Here is a 26,595-nt window from a genome sequence, read left to right as displayed (position 1 = left end):
GCCAAAGCGGCAATCTGGGAACAACGATGCCTCTTGACAACCTGCGCGGACTCTATCAACAAGTTATTCTCGAGCGCTACAAAAAGCCTCGCAACTTTGGCAGGGTAAATCCAGTTCATCGCCACCAACGTGGCCACAACCCCTCCTGTGGCGACACTATTGATCTCACTTTGCAACTGGATCCCAACCAGGAGCGGATCGTCGATATCAAATTCGAGGGAGAAGGTTGTGCTATTGCTATGGCTTCCGCCGATTTGATGGCTGATGCTGTGCGGGGGCGTACCATCCCCGAAGCTCTACAGTTGGTGGAGCGCTTCCAGGCCATGATGCGGGGCGGCGAAGAGTTTCCTCGGGAGTATCGCTCCCTCAATGCCATGAAGGGAGTCGCCCAGTTCCCAGTGCGCATCAAGTGTGCCAACCTGGCTTGGCATGCTCTCAAACATGCGCTGCAATCCCCTGCAACCGATGACTCTGTAGAGGAGCCAGGTTTTGTTAGCAACGAAAGCATTGACTGAATCCTCATGGCTCAAACGGATAAATCTTAACTTGCAATGAGACCTTAGCTGCCCCAAGAGCACAGAAGGAGGCAACTAGAACTGCTCAAAGTTGAAAGCAAGGCTGCTCGGATCGGAAAAAGAGCCGGAACTTTGACTGGATAAAATGTAGAGGAAACAGGCTGGCTAGCGCGGAAGGGCTGTGAGCCTCTATCTAAAGGGGATTTTGCGATGAGAGCCATTCTAGTAGCAGCCGCAATTGGTTTAACCGGGATCCCTGGGCTAGTCTCTTTGCCGGTGAAGGCGCAGGCCCTTTTCGAGTTGGGAACCTACCGCCTTGATCAGGGGACCATTATCCCCGTCGGCAGCCTCAGCAGCGAAGGACCGCAGTACTTTTATCCAGACACCATCTATCCTCTGGAGGTGGCTGTTACTCAGAACATTTTCGACAGCCAGGGGCGTTTAGTAATCCCAGCCGGCAGTCGCGTTTTCGGACAAATGGAGCCAGCCCCCGGTGGATCCCGCTTTGTGGCCACCTCCATTGTCCTTGGCGGTCGCACCTATAGCCTGCGGGCTTCTTCCAGTGTCCTTCCCGACGAGAAGGATCCCCGGCAGTACACACCTAGGGCCATTGCTGAAGATGCGGCTATCGGGGCAGCCGCTGGCGTGCTGCTGGGGGCCCTCACAGGCAACCTCTCGCCAGGTAACGTTCTGGGGGGCGCGGTAGCTGGAGTGGTGGTGGGCAATGTTACCGCTCCCCGGGTGGTGGTGCTGCGTCCTGGTCAGTCTTTTTATTTGACCTTAGAAGCTCCGCTGGCTTTGTAGGATTGGTGGACGTTGCTTCATCTAGCCAGCTAGGGGATCCCTCTAGCCCAGTGGTAGGGGGAAGCTAAAGGCAGCGCAAGCCCCGGCATTTACGCCCAGCGCTCTGCCCCAATGGAGGAACCTCAGACTATGGCAGCAGAACCCAAGTCCACCCCTGCCCTGCACGTTACTGAGCACATCTTTACCGCTGGCGGAGAGCCCTTCCCCTACAAGGCCTTGGCTGGCTGGCAAAGGCTCTTCCGCCGAGAAAAGCCCGTAGCAGAGATCTTCCACGTCGCCTATTTGCAGCAGGACTCTGACCCCCAACACCGCCCTCTTACCTTCGTTTTCAATGGAGGGCCAGGGGCCGCCTCTGCCTATCTGCACATGGGATCCCTGGGGCCAAAACGCATCCGCTTTGGGCCCAACGGCAGTCTGCCGCCCTCGCCGGTGCAACTGGTGGATAACGCCGAAAGTTGGCTGCCCTTTACCGACCTAGTTTTTGTTGATCCAGTAGGAACCGGCTTTAGCCGCGCCCTCACCGAAGACTCCCAATCCTCCAAAGCGTCTCAGGAAGCGGCGGCAACCTCTGCCCCCAAGCCTGCTCAGCCGCAGGACAAGGAGGAGCCTCCCAAAGAAGCGCCCTTCTGGGATGTGGAGCGGGATCTCCAGTCCTTGGGCGAGTTTATCCAGGGCTTCCTCTCGCGCCACAAACGCTGGCTCTCTCCGATTTTTATCGCTGGTGAGAGCTACGGGGGGTTCCGGGTAGCACGGCTGGCCAAGGAGCTGCAGTCCAAGTTTGGCGTGGGCCTCTCAGGGGCGATTCTCATTTCGCCAGCGCTTGAGTTTGGGTTGCTGGAGACCAACGACTACAACCTCAGCACCTGGGCCATGCTTTTCCCTTCCTATGTAGCCACGGCGGCCCATCATGGGCGATGTGGCTGGGGGGAGGATTTGCAGATCCTCCTGCCCAAAGCGGAAAACTTTGCCCGGCAACGTCTGTTGCCTCTTCTGGCCATGGGGGAGGCGATGCCGGAGGCAGAGCGGCAGGCTATCTACGCCGAGATGGCGGCAGGGATCGGCCTGTCGGCGGAGTATGTGGCCCACAAAGGGGGGCGGATCGACCCGGCTAGCTTTGCCCGTGAGCTGTTGCGCTCCCAGCGGCTGGTGTTGGGGCTTTACGACGCTTCTGTAACCACCGTGGATCCCTTTCCGGATCGACCCACCTTCGAGGGATCCGATCCCACCCTGGATGGGATAGATCGCCTGTTTACTGCTGCCATCAACAGTCACCTGCGGGAGACCTTGCAGGTGGAGACGGAGCTAACTTACCACCTCCTCAACCTGGAGGTGTTCAAGTCGTGGCGCTTTACTCCCAAGGGGGAGCTGAAGCAGGGCTTCATTGGCGCCATGGACGAGCTGCGCAGCAGCATGGCCCTCAACCCCCACATGCAGGTGAGCATCCATCACGGCTTTTACGATTTGGTTACGCCCTACTTTGCCTCCAACCACTTGGTGGATTTGATGAAGTTGGATCCCCGCCTCAAGGCCAACCTCCGCTTGCGCCACTACCGCGGCGGCCACATGTTTTACACCTGGGATCCCTCGCGGGCTGAGTGGTTTGCTGAGATGCGCGAGTTCTACCGCCAGGCCACCGCTAGCCTTTCAAGATAGACCGCTACCCCAGGCTTCCTACTCCCGCAGCCAACGAGTGGTGCCATCTTTTTGATCGATGAGGGTAATCCCCAAGGCCTTTAGCTGCTCTCGAATCCGATCCGCCTCGGCAAAGTTCTTTGCCCTGCGGGCTGCCGTGCGTTGGGCCACCAGCTCCTCAATCTGCGCATCTTCAAGAGGTGGAAGCTTGGCCAGTTCTCCCTTGGCAACGCCTTTCTCAGATCCCTGCGCAGTGCCAGGCTGGGTCCAGCAGAAGCCTAGGGTGGCCAGGATCTCCAGCAGAGCGGCGCCTTTTTGCCTTAGCACCTGCGGCTCCAGGTGGGTGCAGCCCTCATGGGTCAACAGGTTGTGCTCGCGGATAAGTTCCTTGGCCAGTTCAAAAGCAAGAGCCAGTGCCCCAGGGGTGCCAAAGTCATCGTCCATGGCCTCCTGGAAGGCTTGCATGGCCTCGGCAGCAGGGGAGGCCGTCTCCCCTTGGCAGAACTGCTGGGCGCAGTGGATCCCTTTCTCGAGGGTTTCCCAGCCGCGGCTAGCCGCCTGCATTCCAGCCTCGGTGAGGTCAATCGGGCTGCGGTAGTGGGTCTGCAACAGGAACAGCCGCAGGGCCATGGGGTGGTAGAGGGCAAGAGCCTGGCGCAGGGTGGTAAAGTTGCCCAACGATTTGGACATCTTCTCGCCGTTGACATTGACAAAGCCGTTGTGCAGCCAGTACTTGGCTAGCGGCTTGCCAGTAATCGGCTCTGATTGGGCCAGCTCGTTCTCGTGGTGGGGAAAGATGAGGTCTGCACCGCCAGCGTGGATGTCGATGTGATCCCCCAGGTTTTCCCGCACCATGGCAGAGCATTCGATGTGCCACCCTGGCCGCCCCCAGCCCCAAGGGGACTCAAACCCCGGCTCCGAGGGGGGAGCCGCTTTCCAAAGGGCAAAATCGAAGGGATCCCGTTTGCCGGCTCCTTCCTCTCCTACCCGGCCACTGGCCCCTGCCTCCAGCTCCTCCAGCTTGCAACCGGAGAGCTGACCGTAATCCGGGAATTTACGGACGGCGTAGTAGACGTCATAGCCTGAGATTCTCTCCTGGCAAGCCCGCACTCGATAGGCAAAGCCCTTGAGCTCCAGGGACTGGATTAGCTCAAAGATTGCCGGCAGGGAGCGAGTTACCCGGGGGTAGAGATCGGCCCGCTTGATGTTGAGGCGATCCATGTCCTGGAAATACTCGGCGATGAAGCGTTCTGCCACCGCCTGCATCGACTCGCCCCGCTCCAGCGCCCGCTTGAGGATCTTGTCGTCCACATCGGTAAAGTTCTGCACATACTTGACCCGGTAACCGCGCCACTCTAGGTAGCGGCGCACTGTATCCCACACCACATAGGTGCGCGCATGGCCCAGGTGGCAGAGGTCGTAAACCGTAACGCCGCAGACATACATCCGCACCAAAGGCTTCTCCCCAGGGGGCGTTTCCGCGGCAGACAGGGGCTGAAATACTTCTTTGCGCCGGGTCAAGGTGTTATAGACAACCAAAGCCATGGAAAGTCCCAGTTTGTAGTTGTAGTTTCAGATACAGCAAAGTGGGCTCTGTTTCCAAGAAGCGCTTTCCTCCTCCCTTGGATGAGGCTAGGCAAAATCGAAAGGGGTAGAAGGCTGGAATCATTGCAGGACAAGCATCTTAGCGGAGATTACCTGTGAAGACTTGTCTAGATTTACTAACTACGGTAACCTAACCTGAGTACAAAGCTTCGTTACATTGGCTTGAGCCTTGCCGCTTGCAAAGGCAGCTCATTGCCAGGGGCCTATTGCCTTGTTTTTGGCTTCTTCTCTTGCACTCTAGCCGTTGGTGTGAGGATGCCTCCAAAATCGACGCTCTCCAATTCCCAGAGGGAGGAGCTAGACATCCCGAGGGCTTTCTCTCCAGCCGAGGATTGGTTAGAGACCCCGCCAGCTCCGGATCCCTCTGTGGAAGGAGGCAGGGTGCTCTCCGCTCTATCCAGGCAGTGGTGGCCTGGGCTAGCCCTTTCTCTCAGCTTAGCTGGCCTGGTGTGGCTCCTGAAGCGGGAGGCGGATCCCGAGGCAGAGGCCTGGCAAGAGTCGCTGCCAAGTTCCTCTCAGGAGCCAGCCTCTCCAGAGACAGGGGCTCCCTCGCGAGGGCATCCAGGCTGGGCCACCAGTCTTCTGCTGATGTTGGGCTTGGCAGGGGCCGCTAGTCTGCAGCAACGCCAGCTTTCTCGTCACCCTTGGGGAGCGAAGCTGGCCGAGCCGATCCCACCCTCCGTGTATACCCTGTCTAGTGCCCTGCAGCAGAACTACGAGCTGAAAAAAGCCCAACTGCGGCAAGCCTTCGAGGCTGGCCAGATCTCAACGGGGGAAGGGCCTAGAGGCATTCTCGAGCATGAGGTGCAACCGGGAGAGACCCTCTGGCGCTTGAGCCAGATGTACCAGCTCGATGCTGCCGCCATTACGGTCTCCAATCGCATTCAAGCGAGTACACCGCTGCAGCCAGGGCAAAAGTTGCTCATCCCCAGCCAGCCGGGGTTGATCTACACCGTCAAGCAGGGAGACACCCTGGAAGACATTGCCAAGCGCTATGGGGTTCCGCAGCAGCGGATCATCGAGGCTACTCCCTTGGATCGGCCCGAGTATCTGCGCATTGGTCAACGGCTGCTCATCCCTGGCGATGTGGGCGAGCTGATCCGGCGCGAGAAGGAGATGATCGCTGCCCAGAAGGCCCGCGAAGAGAAAGCCCAGCGCCAAGCTGCAGAACAGGCTCGACTCCAGGCCGAGGAGCGACGCCGCGCCCAGCAGGGGCGATCCCTGACCCACACGGTGGAAGCTGGTGACACCATCGAGCGGATTGCTGCTCGCTATAGGGTAACCCAGCGGTCGATCATCCAGGCCAACAACCTGCACAATCCCCATTGGCTGCGCATCGGCCAACGCCTGACGATTCCGGCCCCTGGCAGGCAGCTCCCCCTCCCCACCCCCGTGCACCCAGCCTGGCGACAGCCCCAAGCTCGGCCAGCGCTGGCAGCTCCGCCTCCCGTGGCCCGCAGCAGGGGCTTTATCTGGCCAGTCCCAGGGCAGGTCACCTCTGGCTTTGGCTACCGTCGCGGTCGCTTCCACTCGGGGATCGATATTGCCGGCCCGATAGGAACCCCGGTTGTGGCCGTTCAGGAGGGGGTTGTGATCTTTGCCGGCAATGCCGGCGATGGCTATGGCAATTACGTGGATATTCGCCATCCCAACGGGATCGTTACCCGCTACGCCCACGGCCACCAGATCTACGTGTCCAAGGGCCAGTACGTGCAGCAGGGCCAGGTGATCATGAGCCGGGGCAACACGGGCCACAGCACAGGGCCTCACCTGCACTTTGAAGTCCGCCCCGGGGGGGGCGCGCCTGTGGATCCCTTGCTTTACCTACCCTGATCCCAGCGGGGCTAGCTGAGAACAACCACTCCGGGTATAAATTGCTAGCCTAAAAGAGCAAGCTCCCAACCTCTAAGAACAGGCCGATGCAGTGGGCAAACGCACTCTCCCAGCTTCCTTCCCTGGAAGCGGCTCTGCAGCAGGTGGTGGAGGAAGCCAAGGCTAAACTTCAGGCAGCTCAGCTCAAGAGTGCCTTGACGCGGCAGGTGCAGGTGGTGGGATCCGGCAGCTTGCCAGGATTGCTCACGGGCTACCTTCCCCCCCAGCCGCTGCGGCCCAACTTAGGGATCCTGTTTGTGTCAGCAGCCTTTGCCAGCGAGTACCTTCGCGTGCTGCCCTTATTGTCTGACTTGCTCGAGGTGGACGTTTTAGTTGGCTGCTCGGGTAGCGGCATTGTTGGCGGCGGTCAGGAAATTGAAGAAGGGCCGGCGGTGTCGCTCTCTTTGGCGGTGCTGCCGGATGTGGCGTTGCACCCCTTTCATCTGCGCGGGGATCAACTGCCAGACTTGGATGCCCCGCCTTCAGCCTGGATTGAGCAGGTAGGAGTTGCGCCCCAGGCCCAGCCCCACTTCTTGCTCTTAGCCGATGGATTTTCCTCCCGCATCTCCGAGCTGGTGCAGGGTTTGGATTTTGCCTATCCCGGAGCTGTCAAGGTGGGGGGATTGGCCAGTGGTGGCCGCGGTCCTCGGGGCAATGCTTTGTTTTTGCTGGATGCACGTACCTCCGCCCCCCGGCGGGAGTTGTATCGAGAAGGAACCGTGGGGCTAGCTCTCTCCGGCAACGTGGTGCTGGATGCAGTGGTAGCCCAGGGGTGCCGTCCCATTGGGGATCCCTTGCGCGTTACCGAAGCAGAGGGCAATGTCATCCTCAGCTTGGAAGGACGACCTCCCCTAGCGGTTCTGCAGGATTTGGTGGAACGGCTGAGCCCAGCGGATCGCCAGTTGGCTCGCCACGCTCTCTTCATTGGCCTGCTGATGGATGAGTTTAAGTTGGATCCAACGCCGGGGGATTTTCTCATTCGCGTGATTCTCGGCGTGGATCCGCGGGTGGGAGCCATAGCCATTGGGGATCGGGTGCGCTCCGGCCAGACCGTGCAGTTTCATCTGCGAGATGCCCAGACCTCGGCAGAGGACTTGCGGTCGGCTCTCAGGCGCTATTGCCTTGAGCGCAACTTGGGGCAAGACCCTGCCCTAAGCCCGCAGCCCTGGGGGGCGCTGATGTTCGCCTGTTTGGGGCGAGGCAAGGGGCTGTATGGCGTCCCCAACTTTGACTCGCAGCAGTTTCGAGAAATCCTGGGAGAAGTGCCGCTAGGAGGCTTTTTTTGCAATGGGGAGATTGGCCCCGTGGGGGGATCCACCTTCTTACACGGCTACACCTCCTGCTTCGGCATTTTCCGGCCCGCCCGCTAGCTTGTCTCCAGGTGCCCACCAACCGGAGGCCAGAGGCAGCATTCTATTGGGTTGAAAAGCTCTGGCCTCTAGCCGTGCTTGCCGGCTGCAATGGCCGTAGAATGCCAGTAAACTTTGAGTTGTAAAGCTTCGATTCTTTGTTAGCGACTTTAACAAAACGTTTTATCCGCAGTTCGGGCTGCAATCCTCTATGGCTCGCATACTCATCATTGAGGACGATCCTTCAGTCCTAGATATTCTGCGCATCAATCTGGAGTTGGCGGGCTACGAAGTTGTCAAGGCTACGGATGGGGTTCGGGGTCAGGCGCTGGCTTTGCAAACTCTCCCCGATCTCATCATTCTCGACCTGATGCTACCCCAAGTAGATGGACTGACAGTTTGCCAACGGCTGCGGCGGGAGGAGCGCACCAGCGATATTCCCATTTTGATGCTGACTGCCCTTGGCCAGACTCGGGACAAGATCGAGGGCTTCAACGCCGGTGCCGACGACTACCTGACCAAGCCCTTTGAGGTACAGGAGCTGCTGGTGCGGGTACGGGCTCTGTTGCGCCGCGCCGACCGGATCCCGCAAACGGCCAAGCACGGCGAGATCCTCACCTATGGCCCCCTGACGTTGGTGCCGGAGCGGTTTGAGGCGGTGTGGTTTGGCAAAACCGTTAAGCTCACCCACCTCGAATTTGACCTGCTCCACTGCCTCTTGCAGCGCCACGGCCAGACAGTCTCCCCCAGCGAAATCCTCAAGGAGGTATGGGGCTACGATCCCGACGATGACATTGAAACCATCCGTGTCCATATCCGCCACCTGCGCACCAAGCTGGAGCCGGATCCCCGCCACCCCCAGTACATCAAAACTGTCTATGGCGCAGGCTATTGCCTGGAGTTGCCCAACATCGCTGAGCCCCTTCCGCCTCAGCCGGAGCTGGCAAAAGACTCCCCCTCCACGTGAAAACCCCCTGCAGGAGCAGAGGGTAGGCAAGCGCTGCTTGACCCGCCAATGAAAATCATTAGCTTACTCACGGATTTTGGTCTTCAGGATCCCTACGTGGGCATTCTCAAGGGGGTGATTTGGGGGATTGCACCCCAGGTGCAGTTTATCGACCTCAGCCACGAAATCCCGCCCCAGGACGTGGCAGCAGCCCGTTTTGCCCTGATGACGGCTTACCCCTATCTGCCTCCAGGCAGCATTCACCTGGCGGTCGTGGATCCGGGGGTGGGAACTCGGCGGCGGGCAGTGGCCATCCAAACCCAGACTGGCTACCTGGTGGGCCCCGACAACGGCCTTTTTAGCGGCATTTTGGAGCAATCTCCGCCTCTAGCTGCTGTGGAACTCACCCGGTCTCAGTACTGGCGCACTCCCTCTCCCAGCCGCACCTTCCACGGGCGGGACATTTTTGCCCCTGTGGCTGCCCATCTGGCCAACGGGATCCCTTTGGCAGAGCTGGGGGATCCTCTAGACGTGGCCGAGCTGGTTCGCTGGAGCTGGCCGCCACCGCAGCTGGAGAACAATGGCTGCCGGGGGGTCATCCAGGCTATCGACCACTTTGGCAATGGCATCACCAACCTGCCGGGTCAGTGGGTGGAGGGACGGCACTGGAGAGCCTGGATCAAAGGCATCGCCATCCGCTCTGCAGCCACCTTTGCCGAGGGAAGCGAAGGCGAGCTACTGGCTTTGGTGGGCAGCGCCGGCTGGGTGGAGATTGTGCAAAGCCAAGGCAACGCCAGCCGCAGCGTCGACTTCAAGGTAGGGGAGGAAGTGCGCTTGGAGTGGCTTGGCTAGCTTCCTCGCCGCCAACTTCCTGGGAGAGGGAAGGCCCGGCAGGTTGGCTTTCGACCGTCCCAGCCTCTGGCGCAGTTACCCCTCCTTAACAACCTGAGCGGCTTCGGCCTTGGGCAGGGTATGGCCAAGTGCTGAGCGGTGGCCTCAAGGTGGAAGCGCTCCGGATTAGCTCCCGGCACCCACCCTTGAACAGTGTAGGCTTCGCCGCTTTCCAAGACCTGCAGTGGCGTGGGGAGAACGCCTCCCTGCGTCAGCCAAACAATCGCTTGGATCCCGCTTCTTTAGAGAAGAGAAGTCGGAAAAGGTGCTGCCCTCAAGTGGGATCCAGATCCACTTCCATCCTCCAAGACCGCCGTTTTAGGGATCCCCTTACCTCCCTGACTGTAAAATCTGCCGCAAGCGCTCTAAGGCCCGTTGGTTCTCCTCAGAACTACCCACTGTCAGGCGTAGCCCGCCGCCGCTACAGCGCACATAGGTTCCTAGCTCCTGCCAGGCCCGCTGCAACTCTTGGGGGTCCCAGCCGGCTACCCGAAAGTAGAGAAAGTTGGCTTGGCTAGGCCACACCCGCACCCCCGGTAGCTCTTGCAAAGCATGGTAAAGGGCTTCCCGCTCCTGACGAATGAGGGCCACATCCGCCAAAAGCTCGTCGGCATGCTCTAAGGCAAGCTGAGCAGCCCACTGGGAAATGGCTGAGAGGTTGTAGGGTAGGCGGATGGCCTCTAGCACCTGGATGAGCTGAGGATGGCCAATGGCATAGCCCACTCGGTGAGCTGCCAGGCGAAAGGCTTTGGAGAAGGTGCGTAGGATAACCCAGTTGGGGTGCTCTGCCAACTTGGGCAGGGCTGTGTGCTGGCTGAACTCGAAATAGGCTTCATCCAGGATGACCAGGACTTCCTCGGGTAGCCCCTCCACCCACTCCCACTCAGCCGCCGTTAGACCATTGCCGGTGGGGGAATTGGGATCCACCAAACACACCACACGCACCCGCTGCTCTGTCATGGCCTCTTGGCACTGCTTTAGATCTAGGGCAAAGGTCTCGGGGTGGCGGGGCACGCGCACCACCGGGATCCCCAGGCTCTCCGCCAGGATGGCGTACATGGAGAAGGTGGGCTCTGGCACCAAAATGCCGCCCCTGTCGCCCAGGCAGGTGGCAATCAAGAGGGATCGGATGAGCTCGTCGGAGCCGTTGCCCACGCTAATCTGTTCAGGAGCCGCCCCTGCATAGGCTGCAATGGCCTGCTTGAGGCGCCGATGCTGGGCATCGGGATAGCGGTTGCTTAGTATCTTCTCTTCCCAGAGGAGGGAGAGTTTTTGCTTAAAGCCCACCGGCCAATCCCAAGGAAACTCGTTGGCATCCAGCTTGTCGGCCGTCAAGGGCGGCACGGCAGCGTAGGGCTGCAGCTGAAGCAAATCTGGGCGCAGATACCGCAAGGCACATCTCCCTGACGGGGCAGGGTACCTATGGTAGCAGGGCTGACCTCCTTGCCAAAGTAGGCTAGAGTGTTCCCAATGGGTACGGGGCTGACGGGGCTCGAACCCGCAACTTCCGCCGTGACAGGGCGGTGCTCTAACCAATTGAACTACAGCCCCAGGAGCTGCGAATACTCATTCTGAACCTAAGTAAGGGTGGTTGTCAATCATGGTACCTAGTCTGGCGGCCCAGGCCGCGACGCTGGTGGAGGAAGCCCCGCAGAACGGGATCCCGGCCGCAGCGATGCAGCGGGTAACGGCGGTGCTTACCCAGGTGGCTCAGCATCTGGATCACCTACAGTACACCATCCTGCGCTACCCCGATGGCGGTTGGATAACGGCACGAGTGGAGGAAAACTCTCCAGGAAGGGAGCCCATCAGCCATCTTTGGATCCCAGCTTTTGGCCATCTGGAAGATGCCCAGGCGACGCTGGCAGAGCTGCGGGAGCAGGCACCGGAGCTGGAGGCGGCCTCTTTCAAGGTTTTGGAGCTGTTGTTCCTGTCCCTGGGGTTTTCCCACGCCGAGGGCATTGTCTTTTATGACCAAGCGGGGGATCGGCGGCAAGGGAAAGCCGTCAATTGCCGGCTTTTAACAGAACAGATCAACCAGGCCCTGCGCCAAGTCATTCCTCCCCCTCTTGCCTGAGGCAGAACGTCAGTTCAAGATGGCTCCCTGGCGGCGGGCAAACTTACGCAACTTCTCATCCATTTGGGCTCCCCGCAGATCGGCTTTGGAGAAGTTGGTGAAGCGCTTGCCCTTTTCCTCAGACTGATGCAGCAGCGAGGCCCTGCTGCCTACAGACCAGAGCACGGAGCTGGCCACCGCCGCCGCGATCCCGGCTGCTCCCAAGGCGTAAGCCACGTTGCGCGTGGTGAGATGGACAAGCAAAAACCCCAGGCCCGCCGATCCCAGAAGTCCTCCCAGGCCTGCTAGGATCCCGCCCAGGGTCTTGGCCGAGCCCAGAAGCCGGCTCAAAAAGCGCAGCCAGCGGGGCTGAGGGGTGTTGAAGCGAACCCCCCGCAGATCGGCTCCCTGCAGGTTGGCTCCCGAGAAATCGGCCCCCCGCAGATCGGCGCGGCGCAAATCATAGCCGGCCAAGTTCCGGTTAGCAAAGGACTTGCCCCGCAGATCCGCTCCAGCCAAAGACGGGATCCGCGGAGGGGTAGCCGGCTTCATGCGCCCGCTGCCGGCAATGCGGCTAGTCAGACCCACGTGGGTAGAGCCGGTAGGAATGGATCCTGGAGGCAGTAGGCCCCCCGCTTCGGGCTGAGGGAGTGGCTTAGGCGAAAACCCATCAGTTCGAGGTAGAGGAGGAGAGGTTAAAGGTCGCCTGGCCCAATGGTTTGAGATCAGCGAGGGGCTGGAAGGGGCAGCCAGGGGAGAGTTGGGCAAGAGGATTGGCTGGGGGGTGGAGCCGATTCCTTGTAGAGCCCGCAGCACCTCGGTAGCCGTGGCAAAGCGCTGGCTGATGGCCGGCTGCAGCATACGGCGCAAAATGGCGTCGAACTCAGGGCTGAGCTGCAGGCGATCCGACCAATCCCACTGGCCTGTGTTGTGGTTGTAGAACTTGGCCGGCGACTCCAGCGTCATCAAATTGAGGCAGGTAGCAGCCAGCGCGTAGAGATCGCTAGCGGGGCCTACTGCCTGGCCAGCCATCTGCTCCGGCGGAGAAAAGCCCGGGGAGCGGATGGCCGTTCCCTCCTCCGACACCTTGTGGCCGGGCCCAAGCTGCTTCACGGCCCCAAAGTCAATGAGCACCAGGCGGCCATCTTCCTTGCGGCGAATGAGGTTGGCCGGCTTGATATCGCGGTGGACAGTGTTGTGGCTGTGGACATAGCTGAGGATGAGCAGCACCTCCTGCATCACTTGCCGGGCTTGTTCTTCGGAAAAAGGCCCGTTACGCCGCACCTCCTGGGCAAGGGTGATTCCCTCGATAAACTCCTGCACCAAGTAAAACTTGCCGCCTTCCTGGAAGTGGGCATAGAGCGTGGGGATTTGCGAATGCTCCCCCAGGCGCTCCAACACCTCGGCTTCGCGGTTAAACAGCTCCTCCGCCAGCTTGGCCAGTTGGGGCGAATTTTCCACTGGGCGCAACTGCTTGATCACCCGCCAGGGCTTGGAGGGCATGTCCTCATCTCGAGCTAGGAAAGTAGCGCCAAATCCCCCCTGTCCCAAGCGCTTGAAGGCCCGGTAGCGATTGCGCAGCAGCAGCGGCTGTCCACAGGCAGCACAGGTGGAGGCATCCGGCGGATTTTCTGGCTGCGGACAGTTTGGGTTGAGGCAGTAGCAGCTCAACATTTAGCGCGCTACCGGCTAACGCCTAGAGAACCAAGAGAGGAAAGCTAGGTAGGCAAGCGCGTTTAGGCTAGACCCAAGAGAAATCTGGCGCATCTAGCTCAACTAGGCTGATTCTATGCGTTTGCCTACTTGCGGTCCATCGGCGAAATCGCTTAGATTTTGCTGCTTTCAACTGCCCCAGAGCTAGAAAACCTAGAATGGAGAATATTGATCAATGCAGTCACCCTTTGCCTTGGCCATGTCTTCGTCCTTCTCCGGGGCCGCCATCCGGCAGGCTTTTCTAGATTTCTATGCCCAGCGGGGCCATCAAGTGTTGCCCAGCGCCTCCTTGGTGCCGGAGGATCCGACGGTGCTGCTAACCATTGCTGGCATGCTGCCCTTCAAGCCCATCTTCCTAGGGCATCAGGATCCGCCCTACCCACGGGTGACAACTGCCCAGAAATGCGTGCGCACCAACGACATCGAGAACGTGGGACGGACAGCCCGCCACCACACCTTTTTTGAGATGCTGGGCAACTTTAGCTTCGGCGACTACTTCAAAAAAGAGGCCATCACCTGGGCCTGGGAACTGGTGACAGGGGTGTTTGGCCTGCCGCCAGAGCGCCTAGTGGTGAGCGTCTTCCGGGAGGATGAGGAGTCCTTTGCCCTCTGGCGCGATGAGATAGGGATCCCGCCCCAACGCATCCAGCGCAGGGGGGAGGAAGACAACTTCTGGGCTGCCGGCCCCACTGGCCCCTGCGGCCCTTGCTCGGAGATCTACTACGACTTCAAGCCGGAGCTGGGGGATGAGCAGATCGACCTAGGGGACGACTCCCGCTTTCTCGAGATCTACAACCTGGTGTTCATGGAGCTCAACCGGGACAGCGAGGGCCACCTTACCCCCTTGGCCAAGCAAAACATTGACACGGGCCTAGGGCTGGAGCGTCTGGCTCAGGTACTCCAGGGAGTCCCCAACAACTATGAGACGGATTTGCTCTTCCCCATTGTGCAGAAGGCGGCCGAGATCGCCCAGGTGGACTACTTCCAGGCCAGCCCCGAGCAGAAAGTCTCCCTCAGGATTATCGGGGATCACGCGCGGGCGGTGATGCACCTAATTGCCGATGGGGTGATCCCCTCCAACGTGGAGCGGGGCTATGTGCTGCGGCGGCTGATCCGGCGGATGGTGCGCCACGGGCGCCTCTTAGGGATTGGCGAGCCCTTTACCCTGCCGGTGGTGGAGACGGCCATCCAGTTGGCGGAGGCTGCCTATCCTGAGGTGCGGGAGCGGGAGGCGGTGATCAAAGCCGAGCTGCAGCGGGAAGAGGAGCAGTTCCTCAAGACTCTGGAGCGGGGGGAACGGCTGCTGTTTGATCTGTTTGCAGACGTTACAGCCAGTGGCGCGCCAAAGCAGATCTCTGGGGCCGACGCCTTCAAGCTCTTTGACACCTACGGCTTCCCGTTGGAGCTAACCCAAGAAATTGCCCAGGAGCACGGCTTCAGTGTGGATCTGCAGGGCTTTGAGCAAGAGATGGAAAAACAGCGGCAGCGGGCCCGCGCCGCCCACCAAACCCTTGACGTCATGGCCCAGGGATCCCTGGACGAGCTGGCCGAGTTTTTAATCGAGACGGAGTTTCTCGGCTACAGCCAGTCCTCTGCCCGCGGCGTGGTCGAAGCCCTGCTGGTGGAGGGGAAATCCGTGCCCCAAGTGGAGGCGGGGCAAGTGGTGCAGGTGGTTTTGGATCGCACACCTTTTTATGCCGAATCCGGGGGCCAGATTGGGGATCGCGGCTACCTGGCTGGGGACGGAGTATGGGTGCGGGTGGAGGACGTGCAGAAGCGAGGAGATCTGTTTGTCCACTTTGGCCAGGTGGAACGGGGGATCCTGCGGGTGGGGGATCCCGTGCAGGCCCAAATTGACCTGGCCTGTCGGCGGCGCGCCCAGGCCCACCACAGCGCCACCCACCTCCTGCAGGCAGCCCTGAAGAAGGTGGTTGATCCCTCTATTAGCCAAGCCGGATCCCTGGTGGCTTTTGACCGGCTGCGTTTCGACTTTACCCTCTCGCGTCCCCTCACCCCCGAAGAGCTGCAGCAAGTTGAGGATCTGGTCAACACCTGGATTGCCGAGGCCCATCCGGCTCAGGTAGCCATCCTGCCCCTGGCAGAGGCCAAAGCCAGAGGGGCAATCGCCATGTTTGGGGAAAAATACGGTGCCGAGGTGCGGGTGGTCGACTTTCCGGGGGTGTCGATGGAGCTCTGCGGCGGCACCCACGTCAGCAACACCGCCGAGATTGGCCTATTTAAGATCATCTCTGAGACGGGCATAGCTGCCGGGATCCGCCGCATTGAGGCTGTAGCCGGGCCGGCGGTGCTGGAGTACTTGAACGAGCGCGACAGGGTGGTGCGGGAGCTGAGCGCCCAGTTCAAGGCCAAGCCCCAGGAGATCCCAGAGCGCGTTGCCGCTTTGCAGGCGGAGCTAAAGGCCGCCCAGAAGGCCCTTGAGGAGGCCCGCAGCCAGCTGGCCTTGCTCCAGGCAGAGCAGCTCTTGCCCCAGGCTGTAGCCGTGGGCCCTCTGCAGATCTTGGTGGCGGAACTGGGAGCCACTCCCCCAGAGGCGCTGAAAACCGCTGCCGAACACCTACTCCACAAGCTGGGGGAAGGGGCAGTGGTGCTGGGATCGGTGCCCGAAGCGGGCAAGGTGAGCTTTGTAGCGGCTTTTAGCCCGGCTGTCCAGAAACTTGGCCTGAAGGCGGGCTCCTTTATCGGCGAGATTGCCAAGCTCACCGGCGGCGGTGGCGGGGGGCGGCCCAACCTAGCTCAGGCTGGTGGCAAACAGCCGGAGAAACTGGCGCAAGCTCTCCAAGCGGCTCAAGAGCGGCTGCAGGCAGAGCTGTCTTCAAGCTTGGGCAGTTAGGAGCTGCCGCCCTGCCATAATGAAAGCCGGGAATTTTCCGCGCCAGCCATGTCCACTGCCATCGATCTCAGCCAAAAGCGCATCTTGCTGACCGGAGGGAGTGGCTTTTTGGGCAAACATGTCCTGCAACAGTTGTACCTCCTGGGCGTCAAGCCGGAGCAGGTGCGGATCCCACGCTCCCGCACCCAGGATCTACGCCGCTGGGAAGTTTGCCAAGAGGTGGTGCAGGGACAGGATATCGTCATCCACCTGGCGGCCCACGTGGGGGGCATCGGCCTCAACCAGGCCAAGCCAGCAGAACTCTTCTACGACAACCTGATCATGGGATCCCAGCTTATCCATGCTGCCTACCTGGCGGGCGTGGAGAAGTTTGTCTGCGTGGGCACCATCTGTGCCTACCCCAAGTTCACTCCTGTCCCCTTCAAAGAAGAGGATCTCTGGAACGGCTACCCGGAGGAGACCAACGCCCCCTACGGCATTGCCAAGAAAGCCCTGCTGGTGCAACTGCAGGCCTACCGGCAGCAGTACGGCTTCAACGGCATCTACCTCCTGCCGGTCAACCTCTACGGCCCCATGGACAACTTCGATCCCGAAACTTCCCACGTCATCCCCGCTTTGATCCGCAAGGTGCATGAAGCCCAGCAGCGGGGCCAGAACTACGTGGAGGTGTGGGGAGATGGCAGCCCCACGCGCGAGTTTTTCTACGCCGAAGACGCAGCTCGGGGGATCCTTCTAGCCACCCAGCTCTACAACAGCCCCGAGCCCCTGAATTTGGGCACCGGCGAAGAGATCTCCATCCGGGATCTGATTGCCCTCATCTGCGAGCTGATGGGGTTTCAGGGAGAGATTCGCTGGCGAACTGACAAGCCCAATGGCCAGCCCCGCCGCTGCTTAGATGTCTCCAAGGCCCGCGAGAAGATTGGTTTTGTGGCCAAGGTGGGGTTGCGGGAAGGGCTGCAGCGCACCATCGACTGGTACCGCCGTCACGCCTCCCAGGGAGCAACCTAGGCAATGGGCTGGCTCTCCAGCCGTCCATCCTCCATGTGCAGCACCCGGTCAGCAATGTCAAGGATGCGGTTGTCGTGGGTTACCAGCAGGATGGTGCAACCTTGCTCCCGCGCCAACTTCTCCATCAGGGTCACTACCTCGCGGCCCGACTTGCTATCGAGGGAGGCCGTCGGCTCATCCGCTAGCACCAACTTGGGGTGGCTGACGAGGGCGCGGGCAATCGCCACTCGCTGCTTTTGACCCCCTGAAAGCTGTTCCGGGTAGTAGTGGACGCGATCCCCAAGACCCACCGCTGCCAGCATTGTTTCTGCCCGCCGTTGAGCTTCCTGGGGAGACAGGCCGTTGTGCAGCTCCAGGGCCATGCGCACATTCTGGGCTGACGTCAGGGATCGCAGCAGGTTGTGAGCCTGGAAAATATAGCCAATTTTGCGGCGAACCTGGACGAGGGTGCTGGGCTTGGCTCCCCGCAGCTCCTGCCCCAACACCTGCAGGCTGCCCTCTTGCACCGAGCGCAAGGCTCCTAGGAGAGTGAGCAGCGTGGTCTTACCGGAGCCAGAGGGTCCAGTCAACAACACAATCTCCCCCGGGTGCAGGACAAAGTTGATGTCAAAAAGGACTTGCCGGCGCAGGGATCCCTCACCGAAATAGTGATTTAGCCCTTCGACTTTGACCACGGGCTCAGCGGTATTTTGAGTGGAGGTAGGGGCAGTTTGATTGAGAAGGGAAGTCAGCATAGGAAGCTCAGAATCTCAAATTACTAACTAAGGAAGCCACCATTCTGGATTCCTGCTTCAGCAGTTAGAAAATGTCGGCAGGATCAGCAGCCCGCAGCCGCCGCACAGCAATGGCTCCTGAGATAAAGCACATACTCACCGTTAGCCCCAGGACCAACATCGCTCGGTTAAAGGTCATGGCAATGGGCAATAGGGTAGCATTGGCTGTCAAATCGTAAAGCAAAACAGCCAAGGCAAAGGCGGGAATGTAGCCCAAAACAGCCAGCAAAAGGGCCTCCTGAAGCACCACCCCCAACAGGTAGGTGTCAGTGTAGCCCATGGCTTTGAGGGTGGCATACTCCGCTAGGTGATCAGATACATCGGTGTAGAGAATCTGATAGACAATCACAATGCCGACGATAAAGCCCATAGCCACCCCCAGGCCGAAAATAAAGCCGATGGCCGTGCCTTCCTCCCAATAGCTCCGCTCCATGTCAATGAACTCTGCCCGCGAGAGTACTCGCACGTCCTCGGGCAGCAGAGCCCGCATCTGATCCAGCAGCGGCTTGGGATCTACCCCTGGCTGGAGTTGCACCACGCCAATATCCACCAGGCCAGGCTCGCGCTGAGGAAAAATCCGCAGGAAATTGAGGTCACTGGTAAGGATGGTGCCGTCGGCGCCAAAGGTAGCCCCCATCTCAAACAATCCCCCTACCCGCACCCGGCGGTTGCCCACTTCGGTAACGACTTCTTGTCCAGCCTCAAACCATTTGGCAATTGGACCAAACTCGCTGCGGGAGCGGCGGTCAAAGAGCACTACGTCAGCTTTTTTAATCTCCTCCAGCTCGTCGGGGGTTAGCCCTGGCAAATCCACAAGGTCGGCAGAGGGATCCACCCCCACGACAAAAATGCTGCGAGTGCGACGGGTCTCAGGGTTTTTCCAGAGGGCAAAGCTCAAATACACAGGCGAGACAGCTCGCACTCCCTCAAAGCCCAACGCCTGATAGAGCCGCCGCTGCGAAAAGGTGTTCATGGCAATAAGGGCGTTGGACTGGGGACTGACTAGGAAAATCTCCCCTTTGAGGGCAACATGGAAGCGGATGGCACTCTCCAGCAAGCTGTCCTGGAAGCCCAGCTGCATGAACATGAGGATGCAGGCAAAGGTAATGCCTGCTAAAGCCACCAGCAGGCGGATCTTCTCCCGCATCAACTGCAGCCAGGCTAGGGGAATGCGGCGCCCAATAAAGCTGAACAGGCTGGACATCGCCCCCTCTACCCCTCAGCATCAATGGCCACGTTCACCTGCAGGTTGGTCAGGCCGGCCACGCGGGCACTGCTTTCTGGATCCAGGCGGATGTACACTTCCACCACCCGCGCATCTACGTCAGCAGCAGGGTCAGTGTTGAGCACGTCTTTCTTGCCAATTTGCAAGCCTACCCGCTCCACTCGGCCCTGTAGGGTTTCTGGCAGCACGCGGTTGCTGATGGTAGCTCGTTGTCCTGGTCGCACCCGCAGGATGTCGGTTTCGTAAACTTCGGCCACCACCATCATCTGGTCGGTGTTGCCCAGCTCGAGAATCCCTTGGTTAGCAGCGATCACTTCCCCCGGCCGAGTGTGGATTTTCAGCACCTGGCCAGCCCGGGGGGCACGGATGAGGGTGCGCTCCAAGCGGGCTTCCGCCAGTTCCAGGTTGCGGGCCAAAGACTGCAGCTGCACCTGCGCTTGGGCCCGTCTCAACGCCGCTTCAGCAGCTTGCACTTGGGCCTGGGCATTGCGCAGATCCCGCTCGCGGGCAAGGCGCAGTTGGTTGAGGGTGGCCTCGGCAGCTTGTAAGTCCTCCTGGCGCTGTCGCACCACCAGAGCCTTTTGATCGAGTTCCTGCTGCGAAATAGCTCCCTCCTGCCAGAGAGCCTGAAAGCGAGCCAGATTGGCCTCAGCATCGGCTAGCTCCGCCCGAATGCGCTCCACCACGGCTTCCTGGGAGCGGATCTGCAACTGTTGGGGCTCGTCCAGCCGGCTAAGGCGAGTGCGTGCTTCTTCAATTTGAGCCTGGCCAAAGCGGGTCTCAGCCTCTAGACGGACACGGGCCTCTTGCAGTTGGGCGGCAGCGTACTCCCTCTCCGCTAGGCGCTCGCTGTAGCTTTCCAGACGGGCCAATACCTGCCCCGCCACCACCCGCTCCCCTTCGGCTACCAACAGCTCCCCCAGTCGTTCGCCAGGAGGGCCAGCAACACGGATAACGCTCCCCTCCGGCTCCAGACGGCCCAGAGCCCCGACCGAGGTAGCCAACGGCGTTGCCCCGCCTGCTGCCGGAGTTTCGGCTGGCGGCGGCGTTGCTCCTTGGGTAGCTCCTTGTTGGCTCAACCCTAAGGTAGCTAGCGCTGCCCAGCCAACCAGCCCAGCTCCTGGCAGTAACCACAGCAGTTGGGGTCTCATTTTGCCGTCAACTTCAAGCCTACAGCTACCCCTTCATTAAGAAGCTTAAAGCTTTGTGGAAAAGAGTGTCAAGTTCGAAATTGCACTTTAAGCAGCTCTTTTTCCTTAGGCTTTGCTTCCCTGCTGCAGAAGGCGAAAAACTGCTGATATGATCTGCCTTGCAGCAGCTTTGGTTTTAGGTGTGTGCGAGGAGTGAGGCAACGTTGCAATGGTGGAGACAGCGGGGGGAGAAGATCCCGGCATTTCGGTGCAGGCTCCGTCTTCATCTCTACTTGGGCAAAGCTTGGAGCTGTCGAACTCCTCCCTTTCGGCCTATCACTTTGTTGGAATTGGGGGGGTCGGCATGTCTGCTTTGGCCTATATTTTGGCGAAGAAAGGGTTTCGCGTTTCGGGGTCCGATATTGTTGCCAATAACCGCACTCGCCGCTTAGAGGCGTTGGGGGTGCGCGTTATTCAAGGTCACACGGCAGAGGGGTTGATTGGGAATCCCCAGGTGGTCTACTCCAGCGCCATTCGCCCCACCAACCCGGAATTAGCGGCGGCTCTAAACAAGGGACTAAAGGTTTGGCACCGAGCCGATTTACTAGCGGCTTTGTTTAACCATCGCCCAAGCATCGGCGTGGCGGGCACTCACGGCAAAACCACCACCAGCAGCATGATTGGCTACATGCTGCTTGCTGCGGGCTGGGATCCCACCCTAATCATAGGCGGGGAGATGGAGGCGTGGGACGGCAACGCTCGCCTAGGCCAGGGAGAATACCTGGTGGCGGAGGTGGATGAGTCAGACGGATCGCTGGTGCGTCTCTATCCCAAAATTGGCGTGATCACCAATGTTGAGCTAGACCACCCAGATCACTATGCCAATCTGGAGCAGGTCATCCGGGCCTTTCAGCAGTATGGGCAGCAGAGCCAAACCCTAGTGGCCTGCCTGGATTGCCCCAACGTGGCCACCCACCTCAAGGTGGACGTGGGCTACAGCCTGGCCGGACATCCCCAAGCCCAGTACCAAGCGCGGCAGATTGTCTACAAGGGCAATTCCACTGCCGCCGAGATCTGGGAAAGGGGATCCCTGCTGGGTCAGCTACGGCTGCAAGTGCCGGGATCCCACAACCTCAGCAATGCTCTAGCAGCGGTTGCCGTTGGGCGACAGTTGGGCTTGGAGTTTCCGGTAATTGCCTCTGCCCTGGCCGAGTTTCGAGGGGTGCAGCGCCGCTTTGAGGCCAAAGGGGAGGTGGGCGGGGTTACCTTTATCGATGACTATGCTCACCATCCCAGCGAGATTCGCGCTACGCTGCAGGCAGCACGGCTACAACAGCGGCGCGTGGTGGCAGTATTTCAGCCCCATCGCCATAGCCGCTTGGCCGCCCTGTTTCAGGATTTTGCCTGCTGCTTTGAGAATGCAGATGTGGTGGTGATTGTGCCCACCTACGGGGCAGGAGAGCCAGCGTCGGAGCATTCTGACAGCTTGCGGCTGGCCGTGGCGGTGGCGGAACACCATCCCCAGGTGCGCTATGTGTCTTCTTTAGCGCAACTGCCGCAGGTGTTGACCTCCATTTTGCAAGCTGGGGATCTCGCTATCTTTCTGGGTGCAGGCGACCTCAATCAGCAGATAGCGGCTACGATGCGGGCATATGCAGCCCAGGTGGGGGAACAGCTCCAGACTCCTCCGGAGGGAGAATAGCCTGGGCAAAGAACCCACGCTTTCAACATGGCTGCTTCTGAGGTATCAACACTATGACGACAGCTCCGCTGGTGCCTCAGCAGAACAGGTCCTGTGGGCCCGACGCCGCAGGCCATGCTGGTAACGAGGAGCTTCTTCCTGCTGGGCAAGAAGCGCTGCTGTCTGGACGGATTCGCCCAGGGATCCCCCTGGCCCCTCTGACCACTTTGCGGGTGGGGGGCAGGGCGGAGTGGTATTGTGAGCCCGGCAGCAACCTGGAGCTGCGGCAGTGTTTGGCTTGGGCGCGGGCAGAAGGGATCCCTGCCACTCTAGTGGGGGCAGGCAGCAATTTGCTCATCAGTGACGCCGGTTTGCCAGGGCTAGTGATCCACACCCGGCGTTTGCGCGGGCTGCAACTGCTGGAGGGGGGGAGGATCTGGGCCGCTGCCGGAGAACCTTTGGTCAACCTGGCGCGGGCGGCTGCCAAGCAAGGCTGGAGTGGACTGGAGTGGGCGATTGGGATCCCAGGCACGCTGGGGGGAGCAGTGGTGATGAATGCTGGCGCCCACGGGCAGGCCATGGCAGACGTGGTGGTGGAGGTGCAGATTTTGGATGAAGAGCAAGAGCCCTGCCGCTTGAAACCCGCCGACCTGCAATTTGGCTACCGCCGCTCGCGGCTGCAGGACTTGCCCTGGACGGTTATAGGGGCAACATTGCAGTTGATCCCGGGCCAAGATCCAGCCCAGGTGCAGTGGGAAACCCAGCGCCACCTCAACCAGCGCCTAAGCTCTCAGCCCTATCATTTGCCTAGTTGTGGCAGCGTCTTTCGCAACCCCGAAACCTATCCCGCTGGCTGGTTAATTGAGCGAGTGGGTCTAAAGGGCTACCGAATCGGCGGAGCCCAAATCTCCGAGCGCCATGCCAACTTCATCGTCAATTGTGGCCAGGCCAGCGCCAATGACATCTACCGCCTAATTCGTCTAGCCCAGGAAAAAGTCTATCAACAATGGTCGATCCTGCTGGAGCCAGAAGTACGCATTCTGGGATCTTTTGAGGATTCTTCGATAGCTAGTTTTTTCTGACTTAATCTGCTCTTGCTACCCCCTTAACAGTTTACGGGTTAGGGTATGGCTGCTTTGCGTCGATGCCACCATGTGGAGTCCTACTTCAGACTGGTAAACGACGAAAACTTGAAAGAACTCCTTCCCGCTATGGCAGCGGGATCACAGAAGCTATCTCCAAGCTCCATTTTTATAACCCCATTAGGATCCAAGGTACTCGGTGTCCTATTCGTTCCACTAAAGCCTCCGCAACTGCAGGCTGCATTGTCATTTTTTGAGCCGCGGTAAACCACAACCCTTTCATCAGAAAGCTGATGTTATCCCCAAAAGGTAAAATACCACCCCGGAGCTTCTTCTCCATCGGCTCTGTCTTCAACGTTGCACTTCAGGCTTCTTCATGAAAACCCCGATACAATGCCTAGCCCTACACTTGGGAGAATGGCACGGCCTCTTTTTTGACTATCGACCTACTGCCCACGGTGGTTGGGAGCTAGTAGGCCAAAAGCGCAGCCTCATTACCTTTGAGGCTTTGGAGTTGGGCGCGATCCGCCAAACCAATGCCTACTACCCCCTGGAGGGATCCCCTAACCCAACAAGCCGCCAGAGCTGGGTTTACCGAGATTTCTCGCCCGGATTGCGCTTTTTCCCCGATGGCTCCTTTTCTAACGGGCGGCTGCAACTAGCGCCGTTTAGCGACTTTGCCGTTGAGCAAGGCTTTCTCTGGGGAGATCGCAAGGCGCGGCTGGTGCAACAGTGGGATGCCCAGGGCTGCCTGGCGCGGGTGACCGTCATCTTAGAGCGGCGCGGCCAAGCGCTGGATCTGGTTGCCGACTTTCCCTCGGTTACCCAAGCGCAACTGAGCGCAGCCCTGCAAGGAAGATGGCGGGGGATTGCCCAGAGCTTTTCTGCGGTCGATAGCTTGCCCAGCGAAACTGAAGTTCAGTTCTGGGGGGAAACAGAGACTCGGGATCCTCTGCCGGGAGGGCTGTGGGTTGGCGGGCCGGATCCCTTGCCCATCCCTACCCTTCATCGGGATCGCCGCTTTTCCGTCAGCCTAAGCTGGTTTCCAGAAGGGCCGGAGGGCCGCCACCTGCTGCGCCTGGTGCGTGACTACGACGAGCGCGGCGCTTGGCAGCGGGTTACCCTAGTGCGGCTGGAGCGGGATCCTGGGTGAGAAAAGCACAGACCTGGGCAAACACGGTCTCCCGCTCGCAGTCCAAAGTGAGAACGTGGTCGGAGCGCTCCAGCCACTGCAGGCTCTTCTCGGCGGATCCCAGTTCCCGATACAGCCACACCGCTTGGTCGGGATCCACCACCGTATCTTGGCGCGGTTGCAGGATGAGGGTGGGCACTTGAATGCTGGCTACCTCCCCCTTGACCTGCTCGATGAGCTCGAGGGCGCTGCGCACCGCCGTCAGATTGAAGCTGCGAAAATAAGCCACTTTTTCTGCCAAAGCGCGGACATTGCCATCCCGGATCGGCAGGCGGAAGCGTGGGACATCGTCCAAAAGCCAGCCCAGGCTGTTGAGGTACTGCTCCAGGCGAAAGAGGTAGTACCAGCGGTGGCGAATGGCGAAAAACGGTGCCAGCAGCACCAATTTGTGGACAGGATGGGCAAAGGCCAGGTGCAAAGCCAGCAGACAGCCGGTGGAAAAGCCCACCAAGGAAACGCGGGGATACTCCTGCTGCAAAGCCAGATAATGCTCCAAAGCCCGCCCGTACCACTCCGTCCAGCGGGAAGGGGGCATGCGATGGGCCGGGCGGTCATAGCCAGGATAGTTAAACCCCTGCACCGTCAGGCCAGCCGCCAACAGCCGCTCTGCCAGCCACTGCAGCTCGTAGATGCCACCTCCCAACCCGTGCAGCAGCAGGCAGGCGTGCTCCCGTGATCTCCGCCACAGAAAAGGCTCGTTGCTCAGCATTGAAAACCTCGCGTCAAGACAGGACAGGATCCCTTTCTAGCCCAGCGCAATATCGAGCAGCAGCATCAACACAAACCCACTGAGAACGCCAAAGGTGCCCTCCCGCTCCAACCCCTGCCGGTGCGACTCAGGGATGATCTCATCGGAAATGACAAACAACATCGCCCCCGCCGCAAAAGCCATGCCCCAGGGTAGTAGGGGCTGCGCCAGAGAGACCACCGTTGCTCCCAGGATCCCGCCGATGGGCTCCACCAGTCCGGTCAGCAGGGCGATGCCAAAAGCGAACAGCCGCGAGTACCCCTGGCCCACCAGTGACAAAGCCACCACCAGCCCCTCTGGAATGTTCTGCAAGCCGATCCCCAGCGCCAGCGCCAACCCATCGCTGACTTGGCCGGTAGCGAAACCCACTCCCACCGCCAGTCCTTCCGGGAAATTGTGCAGGGCGATGGCAATGATAAAAAGCCAAATCCGTTTCAAATGGGCGCGGTTCTCCCCTTCCACCCCTTTGAAAAAGTGCTCGTGAGGAAAGAGGCGGTGGGCACTCTCCAGGAAGATCGCCCCCAACAACAGGCCCGCCCCCATAATCACCGCCGCCTCGAATTGGGAATGTCCCAGCGCCAGGGCCGCTTCGGTACCCGGCACCAGCAGCGAAAACGAGGTGGCTGCCAACATCACGCCACCCCCAAACCCTAGCAAGATCCCTTGCACCCTCTCCGAGAGTGAGGGAAGAAACAGCGCCAGCAAAGCCCCCAACCCCGTTGCCAAGCCGGCCACAAAGCTAGCCAGGGATCCCGTTGCAATTGGATGCACAGATCACTCTCCCTGAAGGCCCAATGCCTCTCAATTTTCCCCTCGACGACTGAAAAATGGCTCCCCGACTGCTGAGGCGCAGCTTGCGACCTTCTCTGCATGTGTCGTAGGCTGGGGATCTCCGCTTGGGAAATTGTTAACCTGCTAAGCAGAATACAACTAGGTGTCAATGTTTTGCGTCACTCCCAGTAGATTCGTCTTGGTGCTAGGCTCTCTAGAACCGAGCTGCCACCCCTGAGGAAAACGCGCTTCTAGTTAGCGACGACTAAATAAGTGAGGCAGAGATGACAAGAAGAGCAATTACAACGCTTGTGGCTCTAAGCCTAAGCCTGGGAGGAGTTGGCTTGGGGCTAGCCGGCTGCGGTGGAGGCGGAAGCGGTGGGACGATATTGCCCACGCCGACACCTACACCGACACTCACACCGACCCCAACTCCAACACCCACCCCAACCCCGACACCTACGCCGACTCCAACACCCACGCCGGGTGCCCCGACTTTTACCAAGGCATTTAACCCCACCTCGGTGGCTGCTGGCCCCACTGCCAAAACAACCCTGACCTACACGATCACCAACACAGCCGCTCTGCCGCTGACGGGTCTAGCCTTTTCCGATCCCCTGCCTGCCGGCTTGATCGTTGCCACTCCCAACAACCTCAACAACGGCTGTGGCGGGACTCTGGCAGCTGCACCAGGAGCAACTTCCATCTTGCTGGTCAACGGCTCATTGGCAGCCAACGCTAGCTGCACCAT

22 protein-coding genes and 1 tRNA gene are annotated in these 26,595 nt (G+C 59.9%); 14 read left to right on the top strand and 9 right to left on the bottom strand.

What is annotated here, in order from left to right:
• The 3 genes from sufU to NW860_RS07080 form a co-directional block, all read left to right on the top strand.
• Window positions 1-515, top strand: a 515-nt coding sequence (gene sufU / locus NW860_RS07090; protein WP_414513306.1) for a Fe-S cluster assembly sulfur transfer protein SufU, incomplete at its 5' end; no start/stop codon positions are given.
• A 210-nt stretch (window positions 516-725) separates the two neighbouring features.
• Window positions 726-1,319, top strand: coding sequence for a hypothetical protein (locus NW860_RS07085; RefSeq protein ID WP_414513304.1), 594 nt, complete (start codon window positions 726-728; stop codon window positions 1,317-1,319).
• A 129-nt stretch (window positions 1,320-1,448) separates the two neighbouring features.
• Window positions 1,449-2,972 (top strand): S10 family peptidase, encoded by a 1,524-nt coding sequence (locus NW860_RS07080; protein WP_414513302.1) that lies wholly within the window; start codon window positions 1,449-1,451, stop codon window positions 2,970-2,972.
• Window positions 2,973-2,990: 18 nt separating this feature from the next.
• On the opposite strand, the gene cysS is transcribed toward NW860_RS07080, so the two are convergent.
• Window positions 2,991-4,496, bottom strand: coding sequence for a cysteine--tRNA ligase (gene cysS, locus NW860_RS07075; protein WP_414394464.1), 1,506 nt, complete (start codon window positions 4,494-4,496; stop codon window positions 2,991-2,993).
• A gap of 441 nt (window positions 4,497-4,937) precedes the next feature.
• Here cysS and NW860_RS07070 point away from each other — a divergent pair, with 441 nt between their 5' ends.
• The 4 genes from NW860_RS07070 to NW860_RS07055 all read left to right on the top strand — a co-directional run bounded on the left by NW860_RS07070 (window position 4,938) and on the right by NW860_RS07055 (window position 9,575).
• The gene (locus NW860_RS07070) at window positions 4,938-6,389 is read left to right on the top strand and encodes a LysM peptidoglycan-binding domain-containing protein (protein ID WP_414513299.1); all 1,452 of its coding nucleotides are present in this window, start codon (window positions 4,938-4,940) and stop codon (window positions 6,387-6,389) included.
• An 86-nt stretch (window positions 6,390-6,475) separates the two neighbouring features.
• Window positions 6,476-7,798, top strand: coding sequence for an FIST N-terminal domain-containing protein (locus tag NW860_RS07065; protein ID WP_414513297.1), 1,323 nt, complete (start codon window positions 6,476-6,478; stop codon window positions 7,796-7,798).
• 190 nt (window positions 7,799-7,988) lie between these two features.
• Window positions 7,989-8,744, top strand: coding sequence for a response regulator transcription factor (locus tag NW860_RS07060; protein WP_414394455.1), 756 nt, complete (start codon window positions 7,989-7,991; stop codon window positions 8,742-8,744).
• A 48-nt stretch (window positions 8,745-8,792) separates the two neighbouring features.
• Window positions 8,793-9,575 (top strand): S-adenosyl-l-methionine hydroxide adenosyltransferase family protein, encoded by a 783-nt coding sequence (locus NW860_RS07055; RefSeq protein ID WP_414513294.1) that lies wholly within the window; start codon window positions 8,793-8,795, stop codon window positions 9,573-9,575.
• Window positions 9,576-9,944: 369 nt separating this feature from the next.
• On the opposite strand, the gene NW860_RS07050 is transcribed toward NW860_RS07055, so the two are convergent.
• Together NW860_RS07050 and NW860_RS07045 are read right to left on the bottom strand one after the other, a co-directional pair.
• Window positions 9,945-11,006, bottom strand: coding sequence for a histidinol-phosphate transaminase (locus NW860_RS07050; protein WP_414513292.1), 1,062 nt, complete (start codon window positions 11,004-11,006; stop codon window positions 9,945-9,947).
• 85 nt (window positions 11,007-11,091) lie between these two features.
• Window positions 11,092-11,165 (bottom strand) — tRNA-Asp (locus NW860_RS07045).
• Window positions 11,166-11,214: 49 nt separating this feature from the next.
• On the opposite strand from NW860_RS07045, the gene NW860_RS07040 reads away from it, so the two are divergent.
• Window positions 11,215-11,691 carry a hypothetical protein gene (locus NW860_RS07040; protein WP_414513290.1) on the top strand — a complete coding sequence of 159 codons (477 nt, stop codon included), beginning with the start codon at window positions 11,215-11,217 and terminating at the stop codon, window positions 11,689-11,691.
• 9 nt (window positions 11,692-11,700) lie between these two features.
• Here NW860_RS07040 and NW860_RS07035 read toward each other — a convergent pair whose 3' ends face one another.
• Window positions 11,701-13,344: a protein kinase domain-containing protein gene (locus NW860_RS07035; protein WP_414513288.1), complete on the bottom strand. Its 1,644-nt coding sequence runs from the start codon at window positions 13,342-13,344 to the stop codon at window positions 11,701-11,703.
• 238 nt (window positions 13,345-13,582) lie between these two features.
• Between NW860_RS07035 and alaS the strand changes: the two genes are divergently transcribed.
• Together alaS and NW860_RS07025 are read left to right on the top strand one after the other, a co-directional pair.
• Window positions 13,583-16,234 (top strand): alanine--tRNA ligase, encoded by a 2,652-nt coding sequence (alaS, locus tag NW860_RS07030; protein ID WP_414513313.1) that lies wholly within the window; start codon window positions 13,583-13,585, stop codon window positions 16,232-16,234.
• A gap of 48 nt (window positions 16,235-16,282) precedes the next feature.
• Window positions 16,283-17,242 carry a GDP-L-fucose synthase family protein gene (locus tag NW860_RS07025; RefSeq protein ID WP_414394442.1) on the top strand — a complete coding sequence of 320 codons (960 nt, stop codon included), beginning with the start codon at window positions 16,283-16,285 and terminating at the stop codon, window positions 17,240-17,242.
• On the opposite strand, the gene NW860_RS07020 is transcribed toward NW860_RS07025, so the two are convergent.
• From NW860_RS07020 to NW860_RS07010, 3 genes are all read right to left on the bottom strand, one after another.
• Window positions 17,239-17,976 (bottom strand): DevA family ABC transporter ATP-binding protein, encoded by a 738-nt coding sequence (locus NW860_RS07020; RefSeq protein WP_414513285.1) that lies wholly within the window; start codon window positions 17,974-17,976, stop codon window positions 17,239-17,241. The genes NW860_RS07025 and NW860_RS07020 overlap by 4 nt on opposite strands.
• Before the next feature lie 64 nt (window positions 17,977-18,040).
• Window positions 18,041-19,219: an ABC transporter permease DevC gene (gene devC / locus NW860_RS07015; RefSeq protein WP_414513283.1), complete on the bottom strand. Its 1,179-nt coding sequence runs from the start codon at window positions 19,217-19,219 to the stop codon at window positions 18,041-18,043.
• Window positions 19,220-19,227: 8 nt separating this feature from the next.
• The gene (locus tag NW860_RS07010) at window positions 19,228-20,391 is read right to left on the bottom strand and encodes an ABC exporter membrane fusion protein (protein WP_414513281.1); all 1,164 of its coding nucleotides are present in this window, start codon (window positions 20,389-20,391) and stop codon (window positions 19,228-19,230) included.
• Window positions 20,392-20,674: 283 nt separating this feature from the next.
• Between NW860_RS07010 and murC the strand changes: the two genes are divergently transcribed.
• The 3 genes from murC (at window position 20,675) to NW860_RS06995 (ending at window position 24,286) form a co-directional block, all read left to right on the top strand.
• On the top strand, window positions 20,675-22,072 hold the full coding sequence (murC, locus tag NW860_RS07005) for a UDP-N-acetylmuramate--L-alanine ligase (RefSeq protein ID WP_414405968.1): 1,398 nt from the start codon (window positions 20,675-20,677) through the stop codon (window positions 22,070-22,072).
• Window positions 22,073-22,125: 53 nt separating this feature from the next.
• Window positions 22,126-23,133, top strand: coding sequence for a UDP-N-acetylmuramate dehydrogenase (gene murB / locus NW860_RS07000; RefSeq protein ID WP_414513279.1), 1,008 nt, complete (start codon window positions 22,126-22,128; stop codon window positions 23,131-23,133).
• Between the two features lie 376 nt (window positions 23,134-23,509).
• Window positions 23,510-24,286: a DUF3598 family protein gene (locus NW860_RS06995; RefSeq protein ID WP_414394425.1), complete on the top strand. Its 777-nt coding sequence runs from the start codon at window positions 23,510-23,512 to the stop codon at window positions 24,284-24,286.
• Here the strand turns inward: NW860_RS06995 and NW860_RS06990 are convergent.
• Both NW860_RS06990 and NW860_RS06985 read right to left on the bottom strand, forming a co-directional pair.
• Window positions 24,252-25,034 carry an alpha/beta hydrolase gene (locus NW860_RS06990; RefSeq protein WP_414513276.1) on the bottom strand — a complete coding sequence of 261 codons (783 nt, stop codon included), beginning with the start codon at window positions 25,032-25,034 and terminating at the stop codon, window positions 24,252-24,254. The genes NW860_RS06995 and NW860_RS06990 overlap by 35 nt on opposite strands.
• Window positions 25,035-25,070: 36 nt before the next feature.
• Window positions 25,071-25,844 (bottom strand): ZIP family metal transporter, encoded by a 774-nt coding sequence (locus NW860_RS06985; RefSeq protein ID WP_414513274.1) that lies wholly within the window; start codon window positions 25,842-25,844, stop codon window positions 25,071-25,073.
• Between the two features lie 524 nt (window positions 25,845-26,368).
• On the opposite strand from NW860_RS06985, the gene NW860_RS06980 reads away from it, so the two are divergent.
• A partial coding sequence (locus tag NW860_RS06980; RefSeq protein ID WP_414513272.1) for a hypothetical protein occupies window positions 26,369-26,595 on the top strand: 227 nt, incomplete at its 3' end.

Source organism: Synechococcus sp. F70.1 (assembly GCF_047502745.1).
Classification (GTDB): Bacteria; Cyanobacteriota; Cyanobacteriia; order Thermostichales; family Thermostichaceae; genus Thermostichus.
Note: the sequence above shows the minus strand (reverse complement) of the source record. Positions and strands in the feature narration are given on the sequence as shown.